Here is a 20755-nt window from a genome sequence, read left to right on the forward strand (position 1 = left end):
TGAAAGGGGACTTTACGTTTTAATCTGGATGAATGTATAAGCCCCCTCCCAGGGGGTTGGGGGTTTGCCAGTCCCGGGTTGGGGCTACCTATCTACCTCACCCATTACCACATCAATCGACCCGATAACTGCTACTAAATCGGCCAGTAGGGCTCCTTTTGTAATTTCACCAATTACGGAAAGGTTATGGAATGAGCAGGAGCGCGCCCGGCATCTGACAGGAATATCAGATCTTCCGTCGGTCCGGAAATAGAATCCAAGCTCCCCTTTTGGGTTTTCGGCGCGGACGTAGAAATCCATTGCTTTCGGGCGGATTTTTTTTGGAACAATAGCCTGAGGATCGAAATCTCGGGTTCTTTTGTAATCGTTTGTCAGCTGGATCAGACTTTGCTCGATCAGCTTGACAGATTCCTGGCATTCTAATACCCGCACCCACGTCCGGTCCCAGCAGTCGCCGACTGTCCCCATTTTCCCCTCGCCGATAGGAATTTCGAAGTCGAGTTCAGGATAAACCGAGTAACCATCCACTTTCCGTAGATCGTAGCGCAAGCCCGAGCCGCGCAGCATAGGGCCCGTGCAGCCGTAGTTGATCGCTACTGGCAGAGGCAGAACGCCAACGTTAGCCGTACGCTGGATGAAGATCTTGTTATCCACAACCAGCTGCTGCAACTCTATCAACTTCGGTTTGAGGTATTTGATAAATTCGAGGCAACGCTCTTCAAATCCTACCGGCAAATCATAGAACAACCCGCCGATCCATATATAATTATAAAGCATTCTTGAACCGCAAGTCCATTCGAGCAGGCGAAGTATCTGCTCGCGGTCGCGCATCATCCATAAAAATGGCGTGTACGCGCCGATATCCATTGCATAAGTGCCCAATGCGACAAAATGTGACGCAAGCCGGTTAAGCTCAGCCACCACGACCCGGATATATTCAATCCTTTTAGGAATATCATTTTCAATACCCAGCATTCTCTCAACTCCCATTACATAAGAATGCTCCGAGTTCATCGAAGCCACGTAATCGAGACGGTCTACGTAGGGTATAATCTGATTAAATGGCAGAGATTCTGCATGCTTTTCAAAACATCTGTGCAGGTAACCAACGTGGGGGATCACATCTACCACCACTTCTCCATCAGTCACTACTTCCAATCGCAGAACTCCATGAGTAGAAGGATGTTGAGGCCCCATATTTAGCACCATTTCCTCAGTACGAAGATTTTCGGACTTGTATTTGGTGGGAACAGAAACAGTCAGATATTCCTGCTTGTATTCGTATTGAATGGAGTTGCTCATACTTAAAATCTGACTAGTTTCTGGTCGTGTACCTCAACCTTTAATGGGCCGATCGGGCGGCCTTCGTTGTGGAGCCGGTCGACCGCTGTTACATAGTAAACATATCTTTGGCCGGATTCGGCACTGCTGTCAATAAATTTTTCTCCCTGGTAACACATTCCGATAATTTTCCGCGGATCGTGGCCCGAACCTTTTTCGTCGGGAAGAAAACGGTAGATCACATAATACCAGGCACGGTCGCCGTCAGAAGCGGCATCAGGCTTTTCCCACGTCAGTTCCAGTCCTTTCGACAGCAATGTCGCTTTCAAACTTCTTGGGGAAAGTGGCGGAACCTGATCTTTCCAAGGCATAGTTGGTATTAATGCGGGATATCTGAAAAGATCGCGGCGCAGTGAATCAACAAAACCCAGACTATTTCCTTTCAATGATCTTGAACTAAAAAATATCTCCCCATCGGTTTCGCTTTCTCTCGAATACCTGATCTGGCCCGGCATTTCCTTGGGATTGGACCAATGCGTATCCCTGTCTTTGTAGCCTACGCGATAGGCGCCCATTCCTATATATAAGTGTCTGTCAAAACGATTTTCAGTCCACCAGTCTACCAGATTCCGGTACGGTACCCTATTAAAACCCGATGAAAAGTAAACCTGCGGGGCAATGTAATCGATCCAACCTTCTTTCACCCACTTCCTGCTATCAGCAAAAAGATCATCGTAGGAAGCAAGCGCGCCGTAAGTTTTGGAGCCCTCGGCATCACGGTCTTTATTTCTCCATACACCAAAAGGACTAATGCCGAATTTCAGCTTCGGCTTCAATTCCTGCAATGCATCATGAATTTGTTTTACCAATAAATCCACATTGTGCCTCCGCCAGTCCGCTTTACTTGTAAATCCTGCTCCATATTTCCGGAAAGTACCTTCATCCTGGATCACCTGCCCGGGCGAAGCGTACGGATAAAAGTAGTCGTCGAAGTGAATGCCGTCGACGTCGTAATTCCTGGCGACGTTTACTGTCATATCGGTAATGAACTGCCTCACTTCCGGGATCCCAAAGTCGAATAATTTGTACCCGTCATAAGTAAGGATCCATTCGGGGTGCAGGCGGCTCATATTCTCAGAGGAAACACTGGTAGAAGATTTGTGAACGAGCCGGTTCAGGTTAAGCCAGGCGTGAAATTCAAGCCCACGTTTGTGCGCCTCTTCAATCATAAAATCGAGCGGGTCCCACATTGGCTCCGGCCGCCTCCCTTGCCTCCCCGTGAGCCACTCCGACCACGGTTCCGGACTTTTCGCATAAAACGCATCTCCCGCTGCACGAACCTGCACGAAGACTGCATTCATTCCCACCTTTTTATGAAAATCCAGAAGATTTGAGAATTCTTCCTGCTGCTCGCCTGGTATAAGATTTTTACTGCTGGGCCAATCGATGTTATCAACGGTTGCAATCCAAACTGCCCTGAATTCTCGTTTTGGAGGCAATGGATTGTCAATTTCAGTAGTCTGCGCGATGCAACTTTCCAGCGAGAATAGGATCACAGAAAAGAAAAGCGCAACTATTTTAATTTTTTTCACTATCTGACCAATGCAAAATGTTAATCCAATCAAAGTAACGTAATTTGGAACAAAGTTAGCTGACAAGAGACTTAAATTCACGCGGAGAAGCTTGCCTATACCCTTCTGAACGCGATACAGAGAGATTTATGTATTCTTGTCTTTGTTATATTTCGCTCATTTTTAGCGCTGTTGCACAGGAAGAATCAATGCCGCGATTATTGTAATTGTGAATTATTTTTCTGCATATTTATTGTGTAATTACAAGGTTTTTTGTGATAAAAATAAAAGCCCTGGCCTTGTAATACTGGTAACGTTTAAACATACATCCCATATTGGAACCTTTTGTTAAAACCACTAAGAAAAACGTCCTGTTTGAAATTGCATGGGAGGTTTGTAATCAAGTTGGAGGAATATACACTGTTATAAGAACCAAGGTGCCCGCTATGGTTGAAAAGTGGGACGACAACTATTTTTTGCTGGGGCCCTATTTTGAGAAAAAGGCATCGTCTGAATTTGAGGCTATTACCGATCTTGACGATTCTCCCGCTGGCCGTATCGTAAAACGAATGCGTGAAATGGGCTACGCGGTGCACTACGGCTACTGGCTGGTAACCGGAAAACCCAGGGTAGTACTTTTCGACCTCGACAGCGTTGCGAAAAACCTGGACACGATCAAATTCAACCTTTGGGAAAAAAGCCGCATTCCTACTATAAACGTCGAGCCGCTGGTTAACCAGACCTTGTGTTTCGGTGAAATGGTGCGCCTGTTCCTGAAAGAATATGCGGAGGATAATGCCAAGCGCGAAGAAATTTTTGCCCAGTTCCACGAATGGATGGCGAGCAGCGGGCTGCCTGAACTGAAACGTGACAATGTAAAAGTGGCGATGACATTTACCACCCACGCTACCATGCTGGGCCGGTATCTGGCGCAGAATGTCTCCGGTTTCTATAACAAATTACCATTTTTCGATTGGGAACAGGAAGCCAAAAATTATGGTATCCTTGCTCAATGTTCGGTAGAAAGGCAAGCCGCACTCAACGCGCATGTACTAACTACTGTGAGCGACGTTACTGCCCGTGAATGTGAAGTATTCCTCGGCCGAATGCCCGATCTGGTGACGCCAAACGGTCTGAATGTAGTTCGTTTCCAGGCAGTTCACGAATTTCAAAACCTGCATTTAAAACACAAGGAAAGGATACACGAATTTGTCCTGGGCCACTTTTTCCCGAGCTATTCATTTGATCTTGACAAAACACTTTACTTTTTTACTTCGGGGCGTTATGAATATAGTAACAAAGGTTACGACCTTACCCTCGAAGCACTGGCGCGCCTGAACTGGAAAATGGTGCAGGCGAATATGGATATGACGGTCGTGATGTTCATCGTCACCAAGCAACCTTATTATTCTGTCAATCCTGACGTGCTGCAATCGCGCGCGGTTTTGAATGAATTGCAGGAAACCTGTACTGCGATCGAAAAAGAGGTTGGCGAAAAGCTTTTCCTCGCGACAGCTGCGGGAGCCGATCACAAAATGCCCGATTTGAATCAGTTTGTAGACGAATACTGGCGCCTGAGATTAAGAAGGACGATCCAGAGCTGGAAAACTGAGAAACTTCCTGCATTCGTAACCCACGATTTGAAAGAAGAAGACGGTATTACTGATTTTTGCAAAAAGGCGAATCTGATCAATAATGAGCGGGACCGGGTAAAAATCGTTTATCACCCCGACTTCATTTCTTCTACTAATCCGTTATTCGGTCTGGATTACGGACAATTTGTTCGCGGCTGTCACCTGGGCGTATTTCCAAGTTACTACGAACCCTGGGGTTATACGCCCCTTGAATGCGTTGTTCGCGGGGTACCTACCGTGACGAGCGATTTGTCGGGTTTTGGAGATTATATTATGCAGATTATGCGGGATTATGAAAACCGCGGTATTTATGTGATCAACCGGAAATCACAGACTTTCTCACAAGCCGCCGACCAGCTGGCGGATATTCTATTCAAATTCGTAAGAATGCAACGCCGGGACCGCATTATGCAGCGAAACCGCGTCGAAAATATCTCCGACGTTTTCGATTGGACCAACCTGCGATCGTACTACGATACGGCGCATGATCTGGCGGCGAAGAGGAGGAAGCCTTGATCAATAGTTATAAACGACAAAGCCCGCGAATGCGGGCTTTGTCGTTTAAAGGGCTTCTTTCAGGTAATTACTAATTGTGCTAATACTGCAAACCTGAATATTCTCTTTTAGTCTAAAATCCTCGGCAGAAGGTGTGACAATTAATAATAAAGGATTACCCAGATCTTGTTGTGCAACACTATTGCCGCGGCTCAAGGTGGGGCTATTGGTATATTTAACTTCAATCGCAAGCTTCACATTACTGCCTTTTACCAGCACAAGATCAAGCTCGGCACCGTCTTGAGTGCGGTAGAAGTAGGGTTTTACATTAAAAGGCAGCGCTGCTATAACTTGTTGGATAACATAACCTTCCCACGAACTGCCTACAATGATATTACCTGTCAAATCTTCCATACCTGTTATGCCTGCAAGGGAATGCAGCATACCAGAATCCCTGATGTAGATCTTGGGAGTTTTGACCAGCCGCTTGCTCACATTCACATGCCAGGGCAACAATCGTCGAATCAAAAAGGCATTTTCGAGATAGTCAAGGTATGTTTGAATGGTAGGAACCGACATCTTGAGCGAATTCGCCAATTGCGATACATTAAGCAATCCACCATGAACACTCACTAACATATTAACAAGCAACCTCACATTGACCGGATTTCCTGGAATACCCAGCAATGGCAAATCTCTCTCAATATAGCTGCTGATAAAATCAGCCATTTTCCTTGCCGAGGAGCGGTCTGTCGCAGCCTGTAACATAGCGGGATATCCTCCCCGCAGCCAGTGAACTGCATAAGAAATTTCATTTTTGACTTCTTCCAGCAGAAGTGGATGGAGTTCCAAAAAAGCGATCCGGCCGGCGAGCGTTTCAGAACTGTTCTTTAGCAAGTCCGGCGAGGCAGATCCTAATAATATAAATCTTCCCGGCACCCGATTTCTGTCTATCAAAGACCGCATTAAGGGAAAAAGGGAAGGCATTCTTTGAATTTCATCAAGGATTATGATGCTCTCCCGCCTTTCGTCCAGATATAATTCCGCATCTTGCAATCGGATTAAATCCGCATTTGATTCCAGATCTAGATAAATGGAAGGTTTGCCAAATTGATCCAGAAAACTCTTAATCAAAGTTGTTTTCCCGACCTGACGCGGGCCTAGCAATGCGACTGCCGGATTATCGGATAGTTGCTCTAAAAACTCCTCCTCGATGACGCGACTGAACATATTCCATTATTTTAATACCGTAAATTTAAAGTTTAATTTTAAAATACCGGTATTAATTTTTTTGAATTAGATCTATATCAAATGTAAATCTCAATCAAAACGCAGATTCTTATTACCTTTTCCCCTATCAAAAACGATATTACAAACACATGAACTACATAGAAGTTGCTCTGAACGTTGAGCCGGATTATTCGGAGATATTGGTAGCGGAGCTGGGAGAGTTGGGTTTTGAATCTTTTGTGGAGACGGACGAAGGCTTGCTAGCTTACATCCAGGAAGGTGATTTCGATGAGGCAGAGCTACAAAATATCGTTGCCAAATACCTGGAATTGACTGCAATAGCGGCTACCTGGAAATCGTTAGAAAGAAAGAACTGGAATGAGGAGTGGGAAAAAAGCTACGAGCCGATTGAGGTCGGTAACCAGGTCCGGGTGAGGGCCGTATTTCATAAACCGGATCCTGCATTTACGTACGATCTGCTGATTCAACCCAAAATGTCTTTCGGTACCGGGCACCACGAAACTACCTGGCTGGTGATGAACGAGCAGCTGAGCCTGCCTCATCAGGGTTTAGCAATTATGGATGTAGGCTGCGGAACAGGTATTCTGGCCATTTTAGGCGCAAAACTGGGTGCAGTAAGTTTGCTTGGATTCGATATTGATGAATGGGCCGTCGAGAATACGGTCGAGAATTTTGAAATGAATGAGCTCTCCGCGGAAACGGAAGTATTTCAGGGAACGATCAGTAAAGTGCATGAGGGAAAGATGTTTGGGGGAATACTGGCGAACATTAACCGCAACATCCTCCTCAGCGAAATTCCAACTTACATACAACACCTGGAACCGGGAGGCTGGCTGGTAACAAGTGGATTTTACGAAGTAGACCAGCCCGATATTGAACAATGCGCCATTGAAAACGGCCTTAAAAAACTGAGATCAAATACACGTAACCAATGGGCGACCGTTGTATTTGAAAAAGCGAAAATCGAGTAAGATTAATCGACAACCAGCGAAGAGCTAATCGCTTAAAGCCAATAGCTAAAAGCCAAGATAAATGAAAATAATCCGCTATACCTTTCTTCTGTACTGCATATTCATAATCGGACACACTGCCGCTGCTCAGAATATAAAGTTGCCGGACGAGGCGACGCAGTTTATGGTACAGTTCAAAAAGCTGATGGACGGAAGCCGCAATCCGCAATATATGCGCGCCGCCGCCCAGCTCGACAGTGCCTGGATGAGCGGCTTCAACACCGGTCAACAGATGAAATTTACCAGCATTATCAAAGCGCAGGTAGCGAAAGGGCAGAAAGCTGGTCCCGTTTTGTATATCCTGACCCGCAATGCAGTTTATTTCGCGAAACAGAAACCTGAAAGCTTCGATAGCTTCCTGAAGTTCGCGGAAAGTTCGGGAGAAAAATATGACGGAAAAACATTGCAGAAAGTAATGGAAACCGTGCGGCTTTTGAATGAAAACAAAAAGCTGTACGCCGCCAATTACAACTCGCTCTATCTGGTTGAAGGCACTTACAGTTATCGTTTTGACACTACCAATGCAGAAAAGGCAAATGCGGAGGCCAATCTGGCGGCGGCAAACGACAGCTGGGACACGCCGGTTGATACCAATTTTGTAATTGCGCCCAAATCAAATCCATTGCCGGCTGTGACGGGCGCATTGATCGATCTTCAAAATGCGAAGTTTGCGATGGTTACCGCCAGCGATTCTGTCGTTTTCGGTCCTGCCAATGGTAGTGTTGCTTTGCAGAATGGAATTTTTGTGGGTAAAAATGGCAAGTTTGATTGGTTAGCGGCAGGCGATTCGTCTATTTACGCAGATCTCGACGCTTATTCTTTTAATATAAGTCAACCAAAGATTATTGTGGAAAATGTGACTTTACATCACGATCAGCAATTGGCAGCTCCCATTAAAGGCACGCTGGAATATCGCGGGGTCAAAAAAGCGAAAGGCCAGCCGGCTCCGTATCCACGCTTCGTTTCAAACGGTATTGATGCCAGATTGAAAGATACCAGAAAGAGTATTGACTACTTGGGCGGGTTTTCGCTGATCGGGACGGATATGTATAGTACCTCGCTCAGCGACAAGCTTTCGACTGTCAAAGTAAAGTATAAGGACAAGCTTGCATTCACGGCGCGCAGTAAAAAGTTTGCATTGCGCGACTCTGTGATCTCATCCTCGTTTGCTATTTATTCCATGCCGCTGGGCAGCGATTCTATTTATCATCAGGGAGTTGTATTTAAATATAATGACGACGAAGGGTTAGTGAAAACCAGCCGGATGGAAAAAACCGACTATGCTCCCCTGCCCTATCAGGATAGTTACCACAAAATGAATATCTGGTCACAGGCTATGCGGTGGCGGTTTACGAATGATAAGTTGGAGTTTCACCGCATTGACGGTAAGCAGGTTGTACCGGTAACATTAGAGTCTCAGGATTTTTTCAAAAAAGAGCGTTTCCGGGAGATAGCGAAAGAATTCGGCTCTCAGCCGCTGAATATGGCGGCGAGCTACGTTCAAACCACCAAAAAATCTTCATTTCTGGCAGAAGAACTGGCTGCCAAGTACAAACAAAACCCGAAAATCCTGCGCAATGCCCTCGACCGGCTCACACTCGACGGTTACTTTATGTACAATAAGGAAACCGACGAATTTGCACTGAGCAAGAAGGGCGTTTTGTTCGTGCTCGCGAATATTGATAAAGCTGACTACGACAATTTCCAGGTTGCGTCACAATATACTTCCGATAATCAGACAGCCAATGCTACGATCTATATGCCCGACACGCTTCTGACCGTGCTCGGCGTTTCAAGATTTGTTGTCAGTGATTCTTTGAAAATTTACGCGATACCTTCTGACAAAAAGCTGATTATCGGTAAGAACCGGAGCTTTACATTGAATGGTCAGATGGTGGCTTCGAACTACCAGTTTCGTGGACAGAATATCAAGTTTGACTACAATAAGTTCTTCGTAAATGTGGCTCCATCGGATTCGATCACATTTACACCAAGAGAAAAATTTGCAAAAGGACAGAAAGGAGAAGTCGGCGGGCATGTGAAATATGACAAAGGCGGTACCTTCTATTTAAGTGATCCCAAGAATAAATCCGGTCTTCAAAAGGGTATTAAAAAGTCGCCGCGACTGGTTGTGGAAGACGGTATGACGGTATTTTTCGACCAGCCGGAGCGGGGAACTGTCCTTTATCCAAGAGAAGTATTCTTTAAAATACCAAAGATCGATATGGACGGCTTGGACAACCGGGATGTGATTTTTGACGGTACATTCAATTCAAACGGCATTATTCCGCCTATTCAGACCATCCTGAAAAGTATGCCGGATAATTCGCTTGGTTTCGAATACAAGCCGCCGGTGACGGATATCAAGCTTTACGAGGGAAAGGCGCTGGCTAAATTTACGGATACACTTACGATGGATAACTCCGGCTTGCATTCCAAAGCGATCCTGAAATATCTCTCAGCTTCGATGACTGCCAAAAACGTGCTACTCACTTCGGACTCTTTAATGGCATCGGGCGAAGTGGCGAGTATTAAGGAAGCGACAATCGGCAAAGGCTATTTCCCGGCTGTGGCTTTGAAGGATTTTGCGTTGAAATGGTATCCGAATGCAGATAGTATGTTCATTAATACAACCGGAAAATCATTCACTTTTCACCAGGGTACTACTAATCTGGAAGGAAGTTTGCTGCTGAGATCGACCGGGCTTTATGGAAACGGCAAGCTGAAAAGGGCCGATTCTGAATTGACCTCGCCGGATATTAAATTCAATAAAGATGGTTTTCTCGCAAATCGCTCTGAGTTTGCAATCAATAGCGGAGAAGCGAAGTCTGCTAAAAAGCTATTGACCGGAAACAATGTCAATATCGATTTCAATTTCAAAACGGGTATTGCCAATTTCCTGACAGACGAATCGGGTTTTGGAAGCGATACTTCGGGCATGCAGATTCCGACGGCTTCTTACCAAACGCTGATCGGCAGTGCGAAGTGGGATATGAATAAAAAGACGATTCTGATGAAAGGAATCGGTGAAACTTCGACCTATACTTCCACGGATTCGACCCAGGAAGGATTGACTTTCAGTGGTACCGAAGCGCTTTATGATATTGAAAAAGTGTCCCTGAATATCAAGGGAGTACCTTTTATACAAACAGCCGACGTCAATATTATCCCGGACAAGGGAATAGTGAGTGTAGATGGCAAAGGAAAAATTGCCCCGCTCAAAAAGGCGCGCATTGAAATTGACACACTGAATGTAGCCCACCGCCTCCGCGACGCCGATATCCGCATTGATTCCCGCAACCATTTCGAAGGATCTGCTACCTATCAATACATTACGGCCCGCAAAGACACTTTTAATATCAAAATGCAGAATTTTGAATTGAGGGAAATCGGCGCGGTGGAAGAAGGAAAACGGTCGAGAAATAACAATCCGTCGGGCCCTATCAAATACTATACAACTGCACGGGCAGATGTGAAAGAGGAGGAAAATCTCATACTATCTCCGCGCATTCAGTTCAAAGGCGGCATTAACCTGATCGCCTACGAGCCTTCGCTGCAACTCGACGGTTTTGTGAAACCAGTGATCAAATTCCGGAAGGATTTTCAGAGCTCGTGGATTGTATATAAAGAATCGCCGGGCGAAACGGTTGCAATTAACATTAACAAAGACCTAAAAAACGAGCACGAAATTCCACTTTCGGTAGGCTTGCATTATAATGAGGCGCGCGGAATGTATATGAGCTTTTTGTCTCCCAAAGAGTCTGACGGTGACGAAGACATTTATCTTGCGCAGGGTGCATTGAATTATGACGAAGATAACAAGGCCTTCAAAGTAAGTCCGCCACCGGGTGCCGACGGGCTGATCGACGAGGCGAATGCGTTACGATTTGATGATAAAACTGGTCTGGCGACTTTCTCCGGCCCATTTAAATTCATCGGTGCGGACTGGCTTCAATCGGTCGGAAGTGCGGAAGTGCAGGTTGATAGCGCGAAGTATTCATTTAATAGTATGCTTTTGCTCAAACTTCCGGCACTGGATCCGATCTCCCAACCGATGGCTGCAAAAATCGTGGAGACCAATCTGGAAGAACAAAACAGTACCGCGGCAGACGATGATTTTGAACAACTTAATCAAAAACTTTCGGCTCTCATCGGCTCGAAAGCGACCGATGCTTACGCAAAACTGACTGCTGCCGGCTATAAACCGCTATTTGAAGCGTCGCCTGTTCTCGATGTTCCGATGCTTTTATCGAATGTAAATCTGCGCTGGTCGCCCACGCATCAGGCATATTATTCGCAGGGGCCGATTGGCGTGGCGCATTTTGGCCAGAACAATATTAATGCGCAGATGGAAGGTGTGCTTGAAATCCGCAGAGGTGTGGAAGGTGATGAATTCAGCTTGTATTTGCAGGCTTCACCGGATATCTGGTACTATATTGATTACAAGCTGGGCGAGCTTGGCGTGGTTTCGTCGCAGCTCGATTTCAACGATCAGATTACGGCCAAGTCGAAAAATGTGAAGTCGAAGGATATGAGTCTGGTTTCGATCGGATCGGAAGAAAAGGACATGTTTGTGAACCGGTTTGATGATTTTTACCAGCCTGCAATTAAAAAGGCAAAACTTGTGAAGAGCACCGAAAAGAAGAAACCTGTCAGTGCGCCGGCAGCGCAAAAGAAGAAAAAGGAGGAACCGACAGAAGGTTTCTAAGCAAATTTTAATAATTGCAATAGTTTATGCTACACTTTGAAAATTTGCTTACAGAAATGCAGTTTTACCGACTTAATGCTTGGAAAATCGTCTGACTATCGTATTTTTGAAGAAAACTGATTGTAATTTAAATTAATCATTGAATAATACAAAATGAGTGTTGCCTTATTAATAGTATCGATTGTTGCCGCTTATTTGTTGGGATCTATACCAAGTTCGGTATGGTATGGAATAGGATACTTTGGAATTGACGTACGGAAACAGGGAAGCGGGAATGCAGGTGCAACGAATACGTTTCGTGTGCTGGGTAAAAGAGCAGGAACTGTTGTAATGCTGATCGATGTATTGAAAGGCTGGACTGCTACCTGTCTTGCTTCAATGCTATTTTATATGAACGAAATCGGCGAAACCGAGCTGCTCGTTTACAAGATTCTTTTTGGAATAATTGCGATAGTAGGTCATATTTTTCCTGTTTTTGTAAATTTTAAAGGCGGAAAAGGAATTGCTACTTTGCTGGGTATGGTCCTGGCGATCCACCCGGAACTGGCCTCTGTCTGCATCACGATATTTATTCTGACACTACTGGCTTCTCAATACGTTTCACTCAGCTCTATCCTGGCGACCCTCGCTTTCCCGGTACTTTCCTGGGTAGGTATGTTTGGTCACCCGGAGCCGCTGCTGATCGTATTTGGCTTTGTAATGTTCGTTCTGGTAGTATTTACACACCAGAAGAATATTGTCAGACTTTTAAATGGAAATGAAAACCGCGTTAATATTTTCGGGAAATCGAAAACCGCTGCCCGGCAATAGTCTCTGTGAAATCAAGAAATACGAACCCCTGGGGAAACCTTAGGGGTTATTTTTTTATCTTGGCCCACCAATCTTAATCAACAACAATGCAGCAATACATAGAAAATAACCGCGATAGATTCTTAAACGAACTGCTCGATTTACTACGCATTCCTTCTGTGAGCGCGGATTCAAAATTCAAAAACGATATGCTGAAAGCGGCAGAATTTGTGCGCGACAGCATTCAGAAAGCGGGAGCAGACAAAGCGGAAATATATGAAACTGCCGGGCACCCGGTTGTTTACGGAGAAAAAATCATTGATCCAAAACTGCCTACCGTGCTCATTTACGGGCATTACGACGTGCAGCCGGCGGATCCGTACGAACTCTGGAACTCCCCTCCTTTTGAACCCGTGATCAAAAATGAGCGGATCTACGCGCGCGGCGCTTGTGACGATAAAGGTCAGTTTTATATGCACATTAAAGCATTGGAAACGATGATCGCGACTGACACGCTGGCTTGTAATGTGAAGATTATGATTGAGGGCGAAGAAGAAATCGGCTCTTCCAATCTGGGAACGTTTGTGAAAGAATACCGCGAAATGCTGAAATGCGATACCATATTGATATCTGATACCAGCATTATCGCGAATGATGTTCCTTCGATTGAAACCGGCTTGCGCGGACTGACTTATGTGGAAGTAGAAGTAGTAGGTGCAAATCGTGACTTGCATTCAGGCGTTTATGGCGGCGGAGTAGCAAATCCTGTTAATATACTCTGCGAAATGATCGCGTCGCTGAAAGATGAAAACGGTCACATTACAATTCCAGGTTTTTACGAAAAAGTAGAAGAACTGACCACAGAACAACGCGACGCATTAAACGCTGCGCCATTTGATCTCGAAGAATATAAAAGAGATCTTGCTATTGACGATATCCAGGGAGAAGCGGGATATTCGACCATTGAAAGAACCTCCGTCCGGCCTACATTGGATGTGAATGGAATTTGGGGCGGCTATATTGGCGAAGGTGCAAAGACGGTATTGCCTTCGAAAGCGAATGCGAAAATCTCCATGCGCCTCGTCCCGCACCAAACTGACCATGAAATTTTGGAACTGTTCACAAAGCATTTCGAATCGATCGCCCCAGCATCGGTGAAGGTGAAAGTGATGCCGCATCACGGCGGGCTGCCTTACGTAACTCCAACTGATTCAATTGAATACAAAGCTGCTGAACTGGCAATGGAAGAATCTTTTGGCAAAAAACCAATTCCGACACGCGGAGGAGGAAGTATTCCTATTGTCGCACTCTTCGAGCAGGAACTCGGCTGCAAAAGTATTCTGATGGGTTTCGGGCTGGATATCGACGCCCTGCATTCACCAAATGAGAGCTACGGATTATTCAACTATTACAAGGGAATCGAGACGATCCCGCTGTTTTTCAAGCACTACGCCGAGCTGAAACAATAATTATTGCTCCCAAATAAATTACCGCTTCCGCCGCTGATCGCGTTTCATCTTTTTCAGATTCGCGATCGCGGTTTTCGCTTCTTTGTTCTGACTTGATTTCTTGTCCGCGCGATCGTCGGCCAGTTTGTAGTATTTCAAAGCTTCGTCGTAATCCTTTTTATTTTCGGCAATCTTGCCCAACCCAATAAGTGACGAAACATAGTAACCCGCATTCATGGAATTGGTTTGCGTCGAGTAATCAATCGCTTTCTTATAATATTGGCTAGCCAGATCGTAGTTACGGTGGTAGTTCATATTGTAGTAAGCCAGCACGTAAGCCGCATTCCTGCCACTAACCCCCTCGTAGCCAGGCATTCCCTTGCTAATCTTGTCAATAATATTCTGCGCGGCCCGCTCAGCCTCTGCCATTTTGCCCGTCACGAAAGCAGTTCTGCAAAAGTAACGCTCGAAATAAGGGTTGTTCGGGTAAGTCTGCCACATGTACTTGGCCATTTCGTAGGCTTTATTGTACTCATTTTCAATGCTATAAATCTGCAACAAAAAGTACCTGGCCTCTACCCGCGTGTAAAATGCGTTGTTACCCACTTTCTCCAACTGCTGCTCACCCAGTTTCTTGTTTCCTTTTGGAAAAAGCGCCAGGATTGGTTTCAGGATCGGATATTCTTTGGGCACCCACTCGGCGTAGTAGTTATAAAGTCCGTCGCCGAAAAGCAGCTCCGGCGTGAGGTCACCGTTTCCTTTGCATTGCTCGAAATATTTCAGAGATTTTTTCCCCGCAAATGCTGCTTTTGTCCAGCTTTCCCGCTCCGCATATAACCTGCCTTTGAATGCATAAGCCGCAGCGAGAAAAAAGGCGGGCTCCACTTTGTTTTTTTCTCTATCATATAATTCCTCAGCCAGGTTAATGGTAGAATCCATTTGAGCCAGGAAAGTTTTGTCGTAAGCTTCGTTGTCCGTATTCGGCACAATTTTCCACCATTCCGCGAGCCCCATCAGAAAATGTGGCATAGGGTGTTTTGGATAGCGATATTTTAGCCACCGAAACTCCGCATCTGCCTCATGAAACTGATAATTGTAAAGCATATTGATCGCTTCCGTCGATTCAATCTGTACACTCGGATTTTTCAGGATCATATCGTAATTCTTGTCCAGTTCGGCCGAAGAATACAATTGAGCGGAAGTGTTTTGTATTGAAATTACAGTTAAACAGCAGAAAATGATGGTGTTAATGATGATTTTCATAGCAGGGGTAAACTTGTCCTATTAACGCCGGATTTATATTTTACGTTTGTGACGAGCCCGGTTTTTGAAAAAAGAGTTAATATTGATCCTCAGAGCATTTGCCAAAATGACACCCCGAATATGATTAACATTCTTGATAAAACTTTTGTCCCTTTTATTCCCGCCGCTACCATCGAGCACCGCGTTTCGGAGCTTGCCGCATTGATCAGCAAGGATTACGAAAATCACTGTCCTGTGTTTCTGGTGGTGTTAAACGGCGCATTTCTTTTTGCGGGCGAGCTGGTCAAGAGGGTCAATTTATCATGCGAAATTAATTTCATCCGCTTTTCTTCCTACTCAAAAACTGAGTCTACGGGTGAGGTTAAAGAGATTATCGGGCTTGACAAAGATCTCAGAGACAGGGACGTAATTATCATTGAAGATATTGTAGATACAGGTTTGACAATGACGGAGCTGGTGAAAAAGGTTCGGGAAATGTCGCCCAAATCTGTCGAAATCGCCACCTTGCTTCATAAACCTGCCGCACTGAAAACACCTGTTAGTATGCGTTACACGGGTTTTGAGATTGAAAATAAATTTGTAGTTGGCTACGGTCTTGACTACGACGGCATTGGCCGCAACCTGGATTCGATTTACGTACTTGCGTAATCGTTCGCATATCGCTCAACAACTAAACCTCTGACCATGCAGATTCAATTTTTCGGTGCTGCGCAAACCGTAACAGGAAGCAAGCATTTGATAACTACTGAAAAAGGCACAAAAATACTCCTCGACTGTGGTCTTTTTCAGGGAATACAAACAGACGAATTCAATCAGAATTTCGGTTTCAAACCCTCAGAAGTAGATTTTCTCATACTTTCCCACGCCCATATTGACCATTCCGGCCTTATTCCGCGACTGGTTAAAAAAGGATTCAAAGGTGAGATTTATACCACAGCTGCAACTGCTGACCTTTGCCGCGTAATGTTGATGGACAGTGCGCATATTCAAGAAAAGGATTTGGAGCGGATCAATCGCCGCAGGGAAAATCAGGGCCGCCCTTTGCTCGAAGAACTCTACGATTCGGAAGATGCGGCGCACGCTTTGACTTTGTTCAAAACCGTTAAATATGGTCAGACATTTTATTTGGGTGAAGATAAGGAAGTAGCCGTTTTGCTCACCGACGCAGCTCATTTGCTGGGAAGCGCGGCGGTACACCTTACGATTCCTGATAAAGGAACGTTTAAACAATTGACTTTCACGGGAGATATTGGTCGGCCGGAAGACCGCATTCTCAAAAAGCCCGATGTATTTCCGCAGGCGGATATTATTATTTGCGAATCCACCTACGGCGATCGGATCCATGAAAAAGAAGTGGATATGAAAGCGCATTTACTGCGGATTGTGAAGGATACTTGCGTAGATCGGCAGGGTAAACTGATCATTCCTGCCTTCGCGATCGACCGGACGCAGGAAATGATTTATGCATTGGACCAGCTTTACAGCTCAGGTGAGCTGCCGCATATTCCTGTTTATATTGACAGCCCGCTCGCGATTCGGGCCACTGCGATCATGAAGGAACATGAAGAATGTTTCAATCCTGAGATACTCGAATATATTGAAAAAGACGGCGACGCGTTTGCATTCCCTTACCTGCATTATGTGTCGGAAGTAGCCGAATCCATTGCATTGAATGACAAAAAGGAACCTTGTATTATCATTTCTGCATCTGGAATGGCCGAAGCGGGACGGATCAAACACCATATTAAAAACAATATCGGCAACGAAAATTGCACGATCCTGCTCGTGGGTTATGCATCCGCAAATACTTTGGCGGGTGCATTAAAGCGCGGTGATAAGCAGGTGAATATTTTTGGAGAAAAGTTTGAGGTGCATTGCCACGTGGAAAGCGTGGATTCGTTTTCCGGCCACGGTGATTACAACGAAATGCTCGATTTCCTTTCCTGCCAGAATCCTTCGCGGGTGGAGAATGTATTTCTGGTTCACGGTGAATATGAAACACAGGTTTCCTTCAAAATAAAATTGGAAAAGGCTGGGTTTCAAAACGTTCAGATTCCTGCTTTGTACGAGGCTGTGAAAATCTGAATTTTTATGGGTATTCGGGGTTCTGTACACTTGGAAAGTCCATAGTCTTGGTTATTTTTGCCAACCCAATTTCAATGCCGAAGTGGTGAAACTGGTAGACACGCACGTTTCAGAGGCGTGTGGGGGTTGCCCCATGCGGGTTCGAGTCCCGCCTTCGGCACAAAGCGCTGTTCCTACTATCAGGAATAGCGCTTTTGCTTTTTAGGAAAAATTCTCAGTGCAGTTAAATAGCTTCGCAAAGCTTTACTTCCTAACACTCAGTCATAAACATTTCTTCGGTTCCCTACTTCGAATATCTCTACAATCAGTTTTTCCCCGTCCACTTGATATAGTATCCGGTAGTTGCCAGCTCTGATCCGGAACATTTCCTTATAGCCTTTGAGCTTTTTGCATCCCGATTGATAAGGATTTGCGAGAAGCGACGAGACTGCTGCTGACACCAGGTTATAATCCTTCCCGGAAAGTCCATTCAGAAATCTTTCCGCGCTGCGGCTCAATATGACACTGTACATCAGGTCAAATCATGCCTAGCGTCCAGCTTCGTTTTTACTTGCTCCCAAGGAACGAATTCTTCGCCTTGTCTTTGTTTGATAAGAAGGCCATCGTAATAATCTTCCAGAAGGTCGACCAATGTGTCCTCCGGCTCTAACTCTTGGTTGATAACCAAATTCATCAAAAAGGCATTTTCCCGTAGTTTTTTTATAACCTGGAGAATAGTCGAATGAAGGGCTTTCACTTTGGGTTGAACCGGCTTTCCTGCCGTCTCAATCGGCGCCAGCAATTTAAGTGCCTTTTCATACCGTTTCTTTTCGAGAAGTGCATCTTCTAGCGTGAAGTCATGAATCGCACGCTGTTCCTTGCCAAGATCATTCAGAAAACCCTGGTATACGGCATTCAATTTATTTATCGCAAGGGACGGTAAGGCGTTGCCGATGGCCGGAGCATGGCTGCACAGATGTAAAAATCTGTCAAAAATTGTAGTGTGTTTAAGACTTATCGAGTGCATATAGGGACTAAGCTAAGCTCTTGGAGAGCAGTTACATCACGTAATATTAAACAGTTAAAGAGAAATAAGTGTTGCCGACATCCGGGATTCTTTTTTGCGCTTAAAAAAAAGGCGCTTTGCGATCAATGAAAGAGAAAAATTGCAGAATCGCAGAGAAGTGAGCTACTTTTTCTCCCGAACCCTCTTTACAATCCTTACCGCGGTCATAATTACAACAGCGAATGCAACCAATCCCAACACCCCCCAGAGCCAGTCTACCGTATTTTTCAGTACCACCAGGAAAACAATCGAGAATAGAAATACCGTCGCGACTTCGTTAAAAAGCCTCAGCTGAAACGATGTGAAACGGAATTTTCCTTCGCGCAATTCGAGGAGGATCTTGCCTGTAAAGGATTGGTATGCGTACAAACCGAAGACAAACACGAGTTTCAGCCGCATCCAGTCCTGGTCGAGCCAGGCGGGCGTGATGTAAAGCATTGCTCCGCCGCATATTAAAGTCAGCCAGCTGGCGGGCGTCATAATCGCAGTCCAGAGCAACTTCTCCATTTTTGTAAACTGTGCAAGCAGGATCTCCCGCTCGGGGCTCGGCTTGCTGTTCGCTTCGGTATGATAGACGAAAAGACGGGGCATATAAAACAGTCCCGCGAACCAGCTTACAACGAAAATAATATGCAGCGCTTTAAAGTGAAGGTATGTCATAGGACGAATCGTTTCGGGGATAAATTTCGTAAATAATACAGCAATACCAGACACAAACTTTCTTCGTACGGTATTCGTTAATCATTTTGACAATAACCCATGATAATTAAGATGAAAACCACCATCCCAATTTTGACCTTTCTCTTGATGTGCTGCATGGTAGTGATATCGTGTGCGCAGTCGGATAAAAAACAGAAAAGAAAAATGGATAAAGAAGCTGCTTTTACCTCGCTTGATGAGACAAATGTAAATACTGCCGGCATGGAAACGGCGACATTCGGAACCGGGTGCTTCTGGTGTACAGAGGCCGTTTTAGAATCTTTGGACGGTGTTAAAAAGGTAGTTTCAGGCTATTCAGGCGGCCACGATCCGAAGCCGAATTACGAGGCAGTTTGCACCGGCAATACCGGTCATGCTGAGTGTGTGGAGGTGGTTTATGATCCAAAAGTGATCAGCTATGCAGATCTGCTCGAAGCATTTTTCCGCAGCCACGATCCTACTTCCCTGAACCGCCAGGGAAATGATGTTGGAACGCAATATCGCTCGGTGATTTTTTATCATAATGAGGAACAAAAGTCCCTGGCCGAGAAAGCGAAGGCAGAATTGGACAAATCCGGCGCGTATACCAAGCCAATTGTCACCGAAATTACGCCAGCGGTTAAATTCTTTGTGGCCGAAGACTATCATCAGAATTATTTCGCAAACAACCCCGATCAGGGCTATTGTGCGTTCGTAATTGCCCCAAAACTCGACAAATTCAAGAAGGTTTTTAAAGAGAAACTGCGGAAAGAAATATAGGTTTTTAGCGAAAATAAAGGCATCTGCCCACTTATACGGCTAGACACCCCGGATAATAAGTATAAATGGCACAAGTTTTGAAGCATTCGGATAAAGGCTTTAATTTGTGCCATTATTAACAATAACTAATCTATTACGATGAAAAAGATTCTATTCATGTTTTTCTTTTGCGCCGTTCTGAGCGCGACTTCGGAAAAGGCGTTCGCGCAGTTTGAGAAGGGAGATAAAATACTAAATTTAGGAATTGGCGGCGGCGGATACGGCTTCTACGGAGGTGGCGGTTTTGCAGTGGGCGGTTCGTTTGAAGTAGGAGTTCATGAGTTTATCAGTGTTGGTGCTCAGGCAGATATCAGATTCTATGATTACGGATATTCGTTTGGTCCTTCTGATAATTATGTAGCGTTGCCAATCGCTGCAAGAGGTTCTTACCACTATGGTAAACATTTCTTAACTATCGAACAATTAGATCTTTATGCTGGACCTGCATTAGGATTTAATATCGATAACAACCAATACTATACTAATTCTGCTATTGTCATTGGAGCATTTGCTGGCGCGAGATATTATTTCAAACCTACATTTGGGGCATTCCTTGAACTTGCAGGTGGAACAAATATGATTCCTGCAAAAGTTGGTGTGTCGCTCAAATTCTGATGTGAATCTACATTACAAAAAAAAGCCTGGGAATCGCTTCTCAGGCATTTTTTTATGTCTTGT

The 20755-nt window shown here is 45.1% G+C and carries 16 protein-coding genes and 1 tRNA gene; 10 read left to right on the top strand and 7 right to left on the bottom strand.

Annotation, left to right across the window (positions count from 1 at the left end; translation table 11 throughout):
* Nucleotides 1-84 precede the first annotated feature (84 nt).
* On the bottom strand, nucleotides 85-1302 hold the full coding sequence (locus tag LZG94_RS23440; RefSeq protein ID WP_233794094.1) for an NADH-quinone oxidoreductase subunit D: 1218 nt from the start codon (nucleotides 1300-1302) through the stop codon (nucleotides 85-87).
* Nucleotides 1303-1304: 2 nt separating this feature from the next.
* Nucleotides 1305-2873 (bottom strand): family 10 glycosylhydrolase, encoded by a 1569-nt coding sequence (locus LZG94_RS23445; protein WP_233794095.1) that lies wholly within the window; start codon nucleotides 2871-2873, stop codon nucleotides 1305-1307.
* Between the two features lie 314 nt (nucleotides 2874-3187).
* Here LZG94_RS23445 and LZG94_RS23450 point away from each other — a divergent pair, with 314 nt between their 5' ends.
* Nucleotides 3188-5002: a glycosyltransferase gene (locus tag LZG94_RS23450; RefSeq protein WP_233794096.1), complete on the top strand. Its 1815-nt coding sequence runs from the start codon at nucleotides 3188-3190 to the stop codon at nucleotides 5000-5002.
* Nucleotides 5003-5047: 45 nt separating this feature from the next.
* Here LZG94_RS23450 and LZG94_RS23455 read toward each other — a convergent pair whose 3' ends face one another.
* Nucleotides 5048-6211 carry an ATP-binding protein gene (locus tag LZG94_RS23455; RefSeq protein ID WP_233794097.1) on the bottom strand — a complete coding sequence of 388 codons (1164 nt, stop codon included), beginning with the start codon at nucleotides 6209-6211 and terminating at the stop codon, nucleotides 5048-5050.
* A gap of 149 nt (nucleotides 6212-6360) precedes the next feature.
* Here LZG94_RS23455 and prmA point away from each other — a divergent pair, with 149 nt between their 5' ends.
* From prmA to LZG94_RS23475, 4 genes are all read left to right on the top strand, one after another.
* Nucleotides 6361-7203 (top strand): 50S ribosomal protein L11 methyltransferase, encoded by an 843-nt coding sequence (prmA, locus tag LZG94_RS23460; RefSeq protein WP_233794098.1) that lies wholly within the window; start codon nucleotides 6361-6363, stop codon nucleotides 7201-7203.
* Between the two features lie 61 nt (nucleotides 7204-7264).
* Nucleotides 7265-11950, top strand: coding sequence for a hypothetical protein (locus LZG94_RS23465; RefSeq protein WP_233794099.1), 4686 nt, complete (start codon nucleotides 7265-7267; stop codon nucleotides 11948-11950).
* A gap of 153 nt (nucleotides 11951-12103) precedes the next feature.
* Nucleotides 12104-12760, top strand: a complete 657-nt coding sequence (gene plsY, locus LZG94_RS23470) for a glycerol-3-phosphate 1-O-acyltransferase PlsY (protein WP_233794100.1) — start codon at nucleotides 12104-12106, stop codon at nucleotides 12758-12760.
* Between the two features lie 86 nt (nucleotides 12761-12846).
* The gene (locus tag LZG94_RS23475; RefSeq protein ID WP_233794101.1) at nucleotides 12847-14208 is read left to right on the top strand and encodes a dipeptidase; all 1362 of its coding nucleotides are present in this window, start codon (nucleotides 12847-12849) and stop codon (nucleotides 14206-14208) included.
* Between the two features lie 18 nt (nucleotides 14209-14226).
* Here the strand turns inward: LZG94_RS23475 and LZG94_RS23480 are convergent, their stop codons facing one another.
* Nucleotides 14227-15450: a lipopolysaccharide assembly protein LapB gene (locus tag LZG94_RS23480; protein WP_233794102.1), complete on the bottom strand. Its 1224-nt coding sequence runs from the start codon at nucleotides 15448-15450 to the stop codon at nucleotides 14227-14229.
* A gap of 120 nt (nucleotides 15451-15570) precedes the next feature.
* Here LZG94_RS23480 and hpt point away from each other — a divergent pair, with 120 nt between their 5' ends.
* The 3 genes from hpt (at nucleotide 15571) to LZG94_RS23495 (ending at nucleotide 17695) form a co-directional block, all read left to right on the top strand.
* On the top strand, nucleotides 15571-16098 hold the full coding sequence (gene hpt, locus LZG94_RS23485) for a hypoxanthine phosphoribosyltransferase (RefSeq protein ID WP_215236093.1): 528 nt from the start codon (nucleotides 15571-15573) through the stop codon (nucleotides 16096-16098).
* A gap of 36 nt (nucleotides 16099-16134) precedes the next feature.
* Nucleotides 16135-17535: an MBL fold metallo-hydrolase RNA specificity domain-containing protein gene (locus LZG94_RS23490; protein ID WP_233794103.1), complete on the top strand. Its 1401-nt coding sequence runs from the start codon at nucleotides 16135-16137 to the stop codon at nucleotides 17533-17535.
* Between the two features lie 76 nt (nucleotides 17536-17611).
* Nucleotides 17612-17695, top strand: a tRNA-Leu gene (locus LZG94_RS23495).
* Nucleotides 17696-17792: 97 nt separating this feature from the next.
* On the opposite strand, the gene LZG94_RS23500 is transcribed toward LZG94_RS23495, so the two are convergent.
* The 3 genes from LZG94_RS23500 to LZG94_RS23510 form a co-directional block, all read right to left on the bottom strand.
* Nucleotides 17793-18047: a type II toxin-antitoxin system RelE/ParE family toxin gene (locus LZG94_RS23500; RefSeq protein WP_233794104.1), complete on the bottom strand. Its 255-nt coding sequence runs from the start codon at nucleotides 18045-18047 to the stop codon at nucleotides 17793-17795.
* A complete protein-coding gene (locus LZG94_RS23505) occupies nucleotides 18047-18541 on the bottom strand; it encodes a hypothetical protein (protein WP_233794105.1) in 495 nt (164 codons plus the stop codon). The genes LZG94_RS23500 and LZG94_RS23505 overlap by 1 nt, the downstream gene beginning before the upstream one ends.
* Before the next feature lie 162 nt (nucleotides 18542-18703).
* A complete protein-coding gene (locus LZG94_RS23510) occupies nucleotides 18704-19240 on the bottom strand; it encodes a CopD family protein (protein WP_233794106.1) in 537 nt (178 codons plus the stop codon).
* 111 nt (nucleotides 19241-19351) lie between these two features.
* On the opposite strand from LZG94_RS23510, the gene msrA reads away from it, so the two are divergent.
* Nucleotides 19352-20038 carry a peptide-methionine (S)-S-oxide reductase MsrA gene (gene msrA, locus LZG94_RS23515; protein WP_233794107.1) on the top strand — a complete coding sequence of 229 codons (687 nt, stop codon included), beginning with the start codon at nucleotides 19352-19354 and terminating at the stop codon, nucleotides 20036-20038.
* Between the two features lie 138 nt (nucleotides 20039-20176).
* Nucleotides 20177-20692 carry a hypothetical protein gene (locus tag LZG94_RS23520; protein ID WP_233794108.1) on the top strand — a complete coding sequence of 172 codons (516 nt, stop codon included), beginning with the start codon at nucleotides 20177-20179 and terminating at the stop codon, nucleotides 20690-20692.
* The last annotated feature ends 63 nt before the right edge of the window (nucleotides 20693-20755 follow it).

It is taken from the genome of Dyadobacter sp. CY343 (assembly GCF_021390335.1).
Classification (GTDB): Bacteria; Bacteroidota; Bacteroidia; order Cytophagales; family Spirosomataceae; genus Dyadobacter.

Bases quoted from the DNA above. Each gene is read 5' to 3' on its own strand.
- LZG94_RS23440 (WP_233794094.1), bottom strand. From the start codon at position 1,302: ATGAGCAACTCCATTCAATACGAATACAAGCAGGAATATCTGACTGTT.
- LZG94_RS23455 (WP_233794097.1), bottom strand. From the start codon at position 6,211: ATGTTCAGTCGCGTCATCGAGGAGGAGTTTTTAGAGCAACTATCCGAT.
- prmA (WP_233794098.1), top strand. From the start codon at position 6,361: ATGAACTACATAGAAGTTGCTCTGAACGTTGAGCCGGATTATTCGGAG.
- LZG94_RS23465 (WP_233794099.1), top strand. From the start codon at position 7,265: ATGAAAATAATCCGCTATACCTTTCTTCTGTACTGCATATTCATAATC.
- plsY (WP_233794100.1), top strand. From the start codon at position 12,104: ATGAGTGTTGCCTTATTAATAGTATCGATTGTTGCCGCTTATTTGTTG.
- LZG94_RS23475 (WP_233794101.1), top strand. From the start codon at position 12,847: ATGCAGCAATACATAGAAAATAACCGCGATAGATTCTTAAACGAACTG.
- LZG94_RS23480 (WP_233794102.1), bottom strand. From the start codon at position 15,450: ATGAAAATCATCATTAACACCATCATTTTCTGCTGTTTAACTGTAATT.
- hpt (WP_215236093.1), top strand. From the start codon at position 15,571: ATGATTAACATTCTTGATAAAACTTTTGTCCCTTTTATTCCCGCCGCT.
- LZG94_RS23490 (WP_233794103.1), top strand. From the start codon at position 16,135: ATGCAGATTCAATTTTTCGGTGCTGCGCAAACCGTAACAGGAAGCAAG.
- LZG94_RS23500 (WP_233794104.1), bottom strand. From the start codon at position 18,047: ATGTACAGTGTCATATTGAGCCGCAGCGCGGAAAGATTTCTGAATGGA.
- LZG94_RS23505 (WP_233794105.1), bottom strand. From the start codon at position 18,541: ATGCACTCGATAAGTCTTAAACACACTACAATTTTTGACAGATTTTTA.
- LZG94_RS23510 (WP_233794106.1), bottom strand. From the start codon at position 19,240: ATGACATACCTTCACTTTAAAGCGCTGCATATTATTTTCGTTGTAAGC.
- msrA (WP_233794107.1), top strand. From the start codon at position 19,352: ATGAAAACCACCATCCCAATTTTGACCTTTCTCTTGATGTGCTGCATG.
- LZG94_RS23520 (WP_233794108.1), top strand. From the start codon at position 20,177: ATGAAAAAGATTCTATTCATGTTTTTCTTTTGCGCCGTTCTGAGCGCG.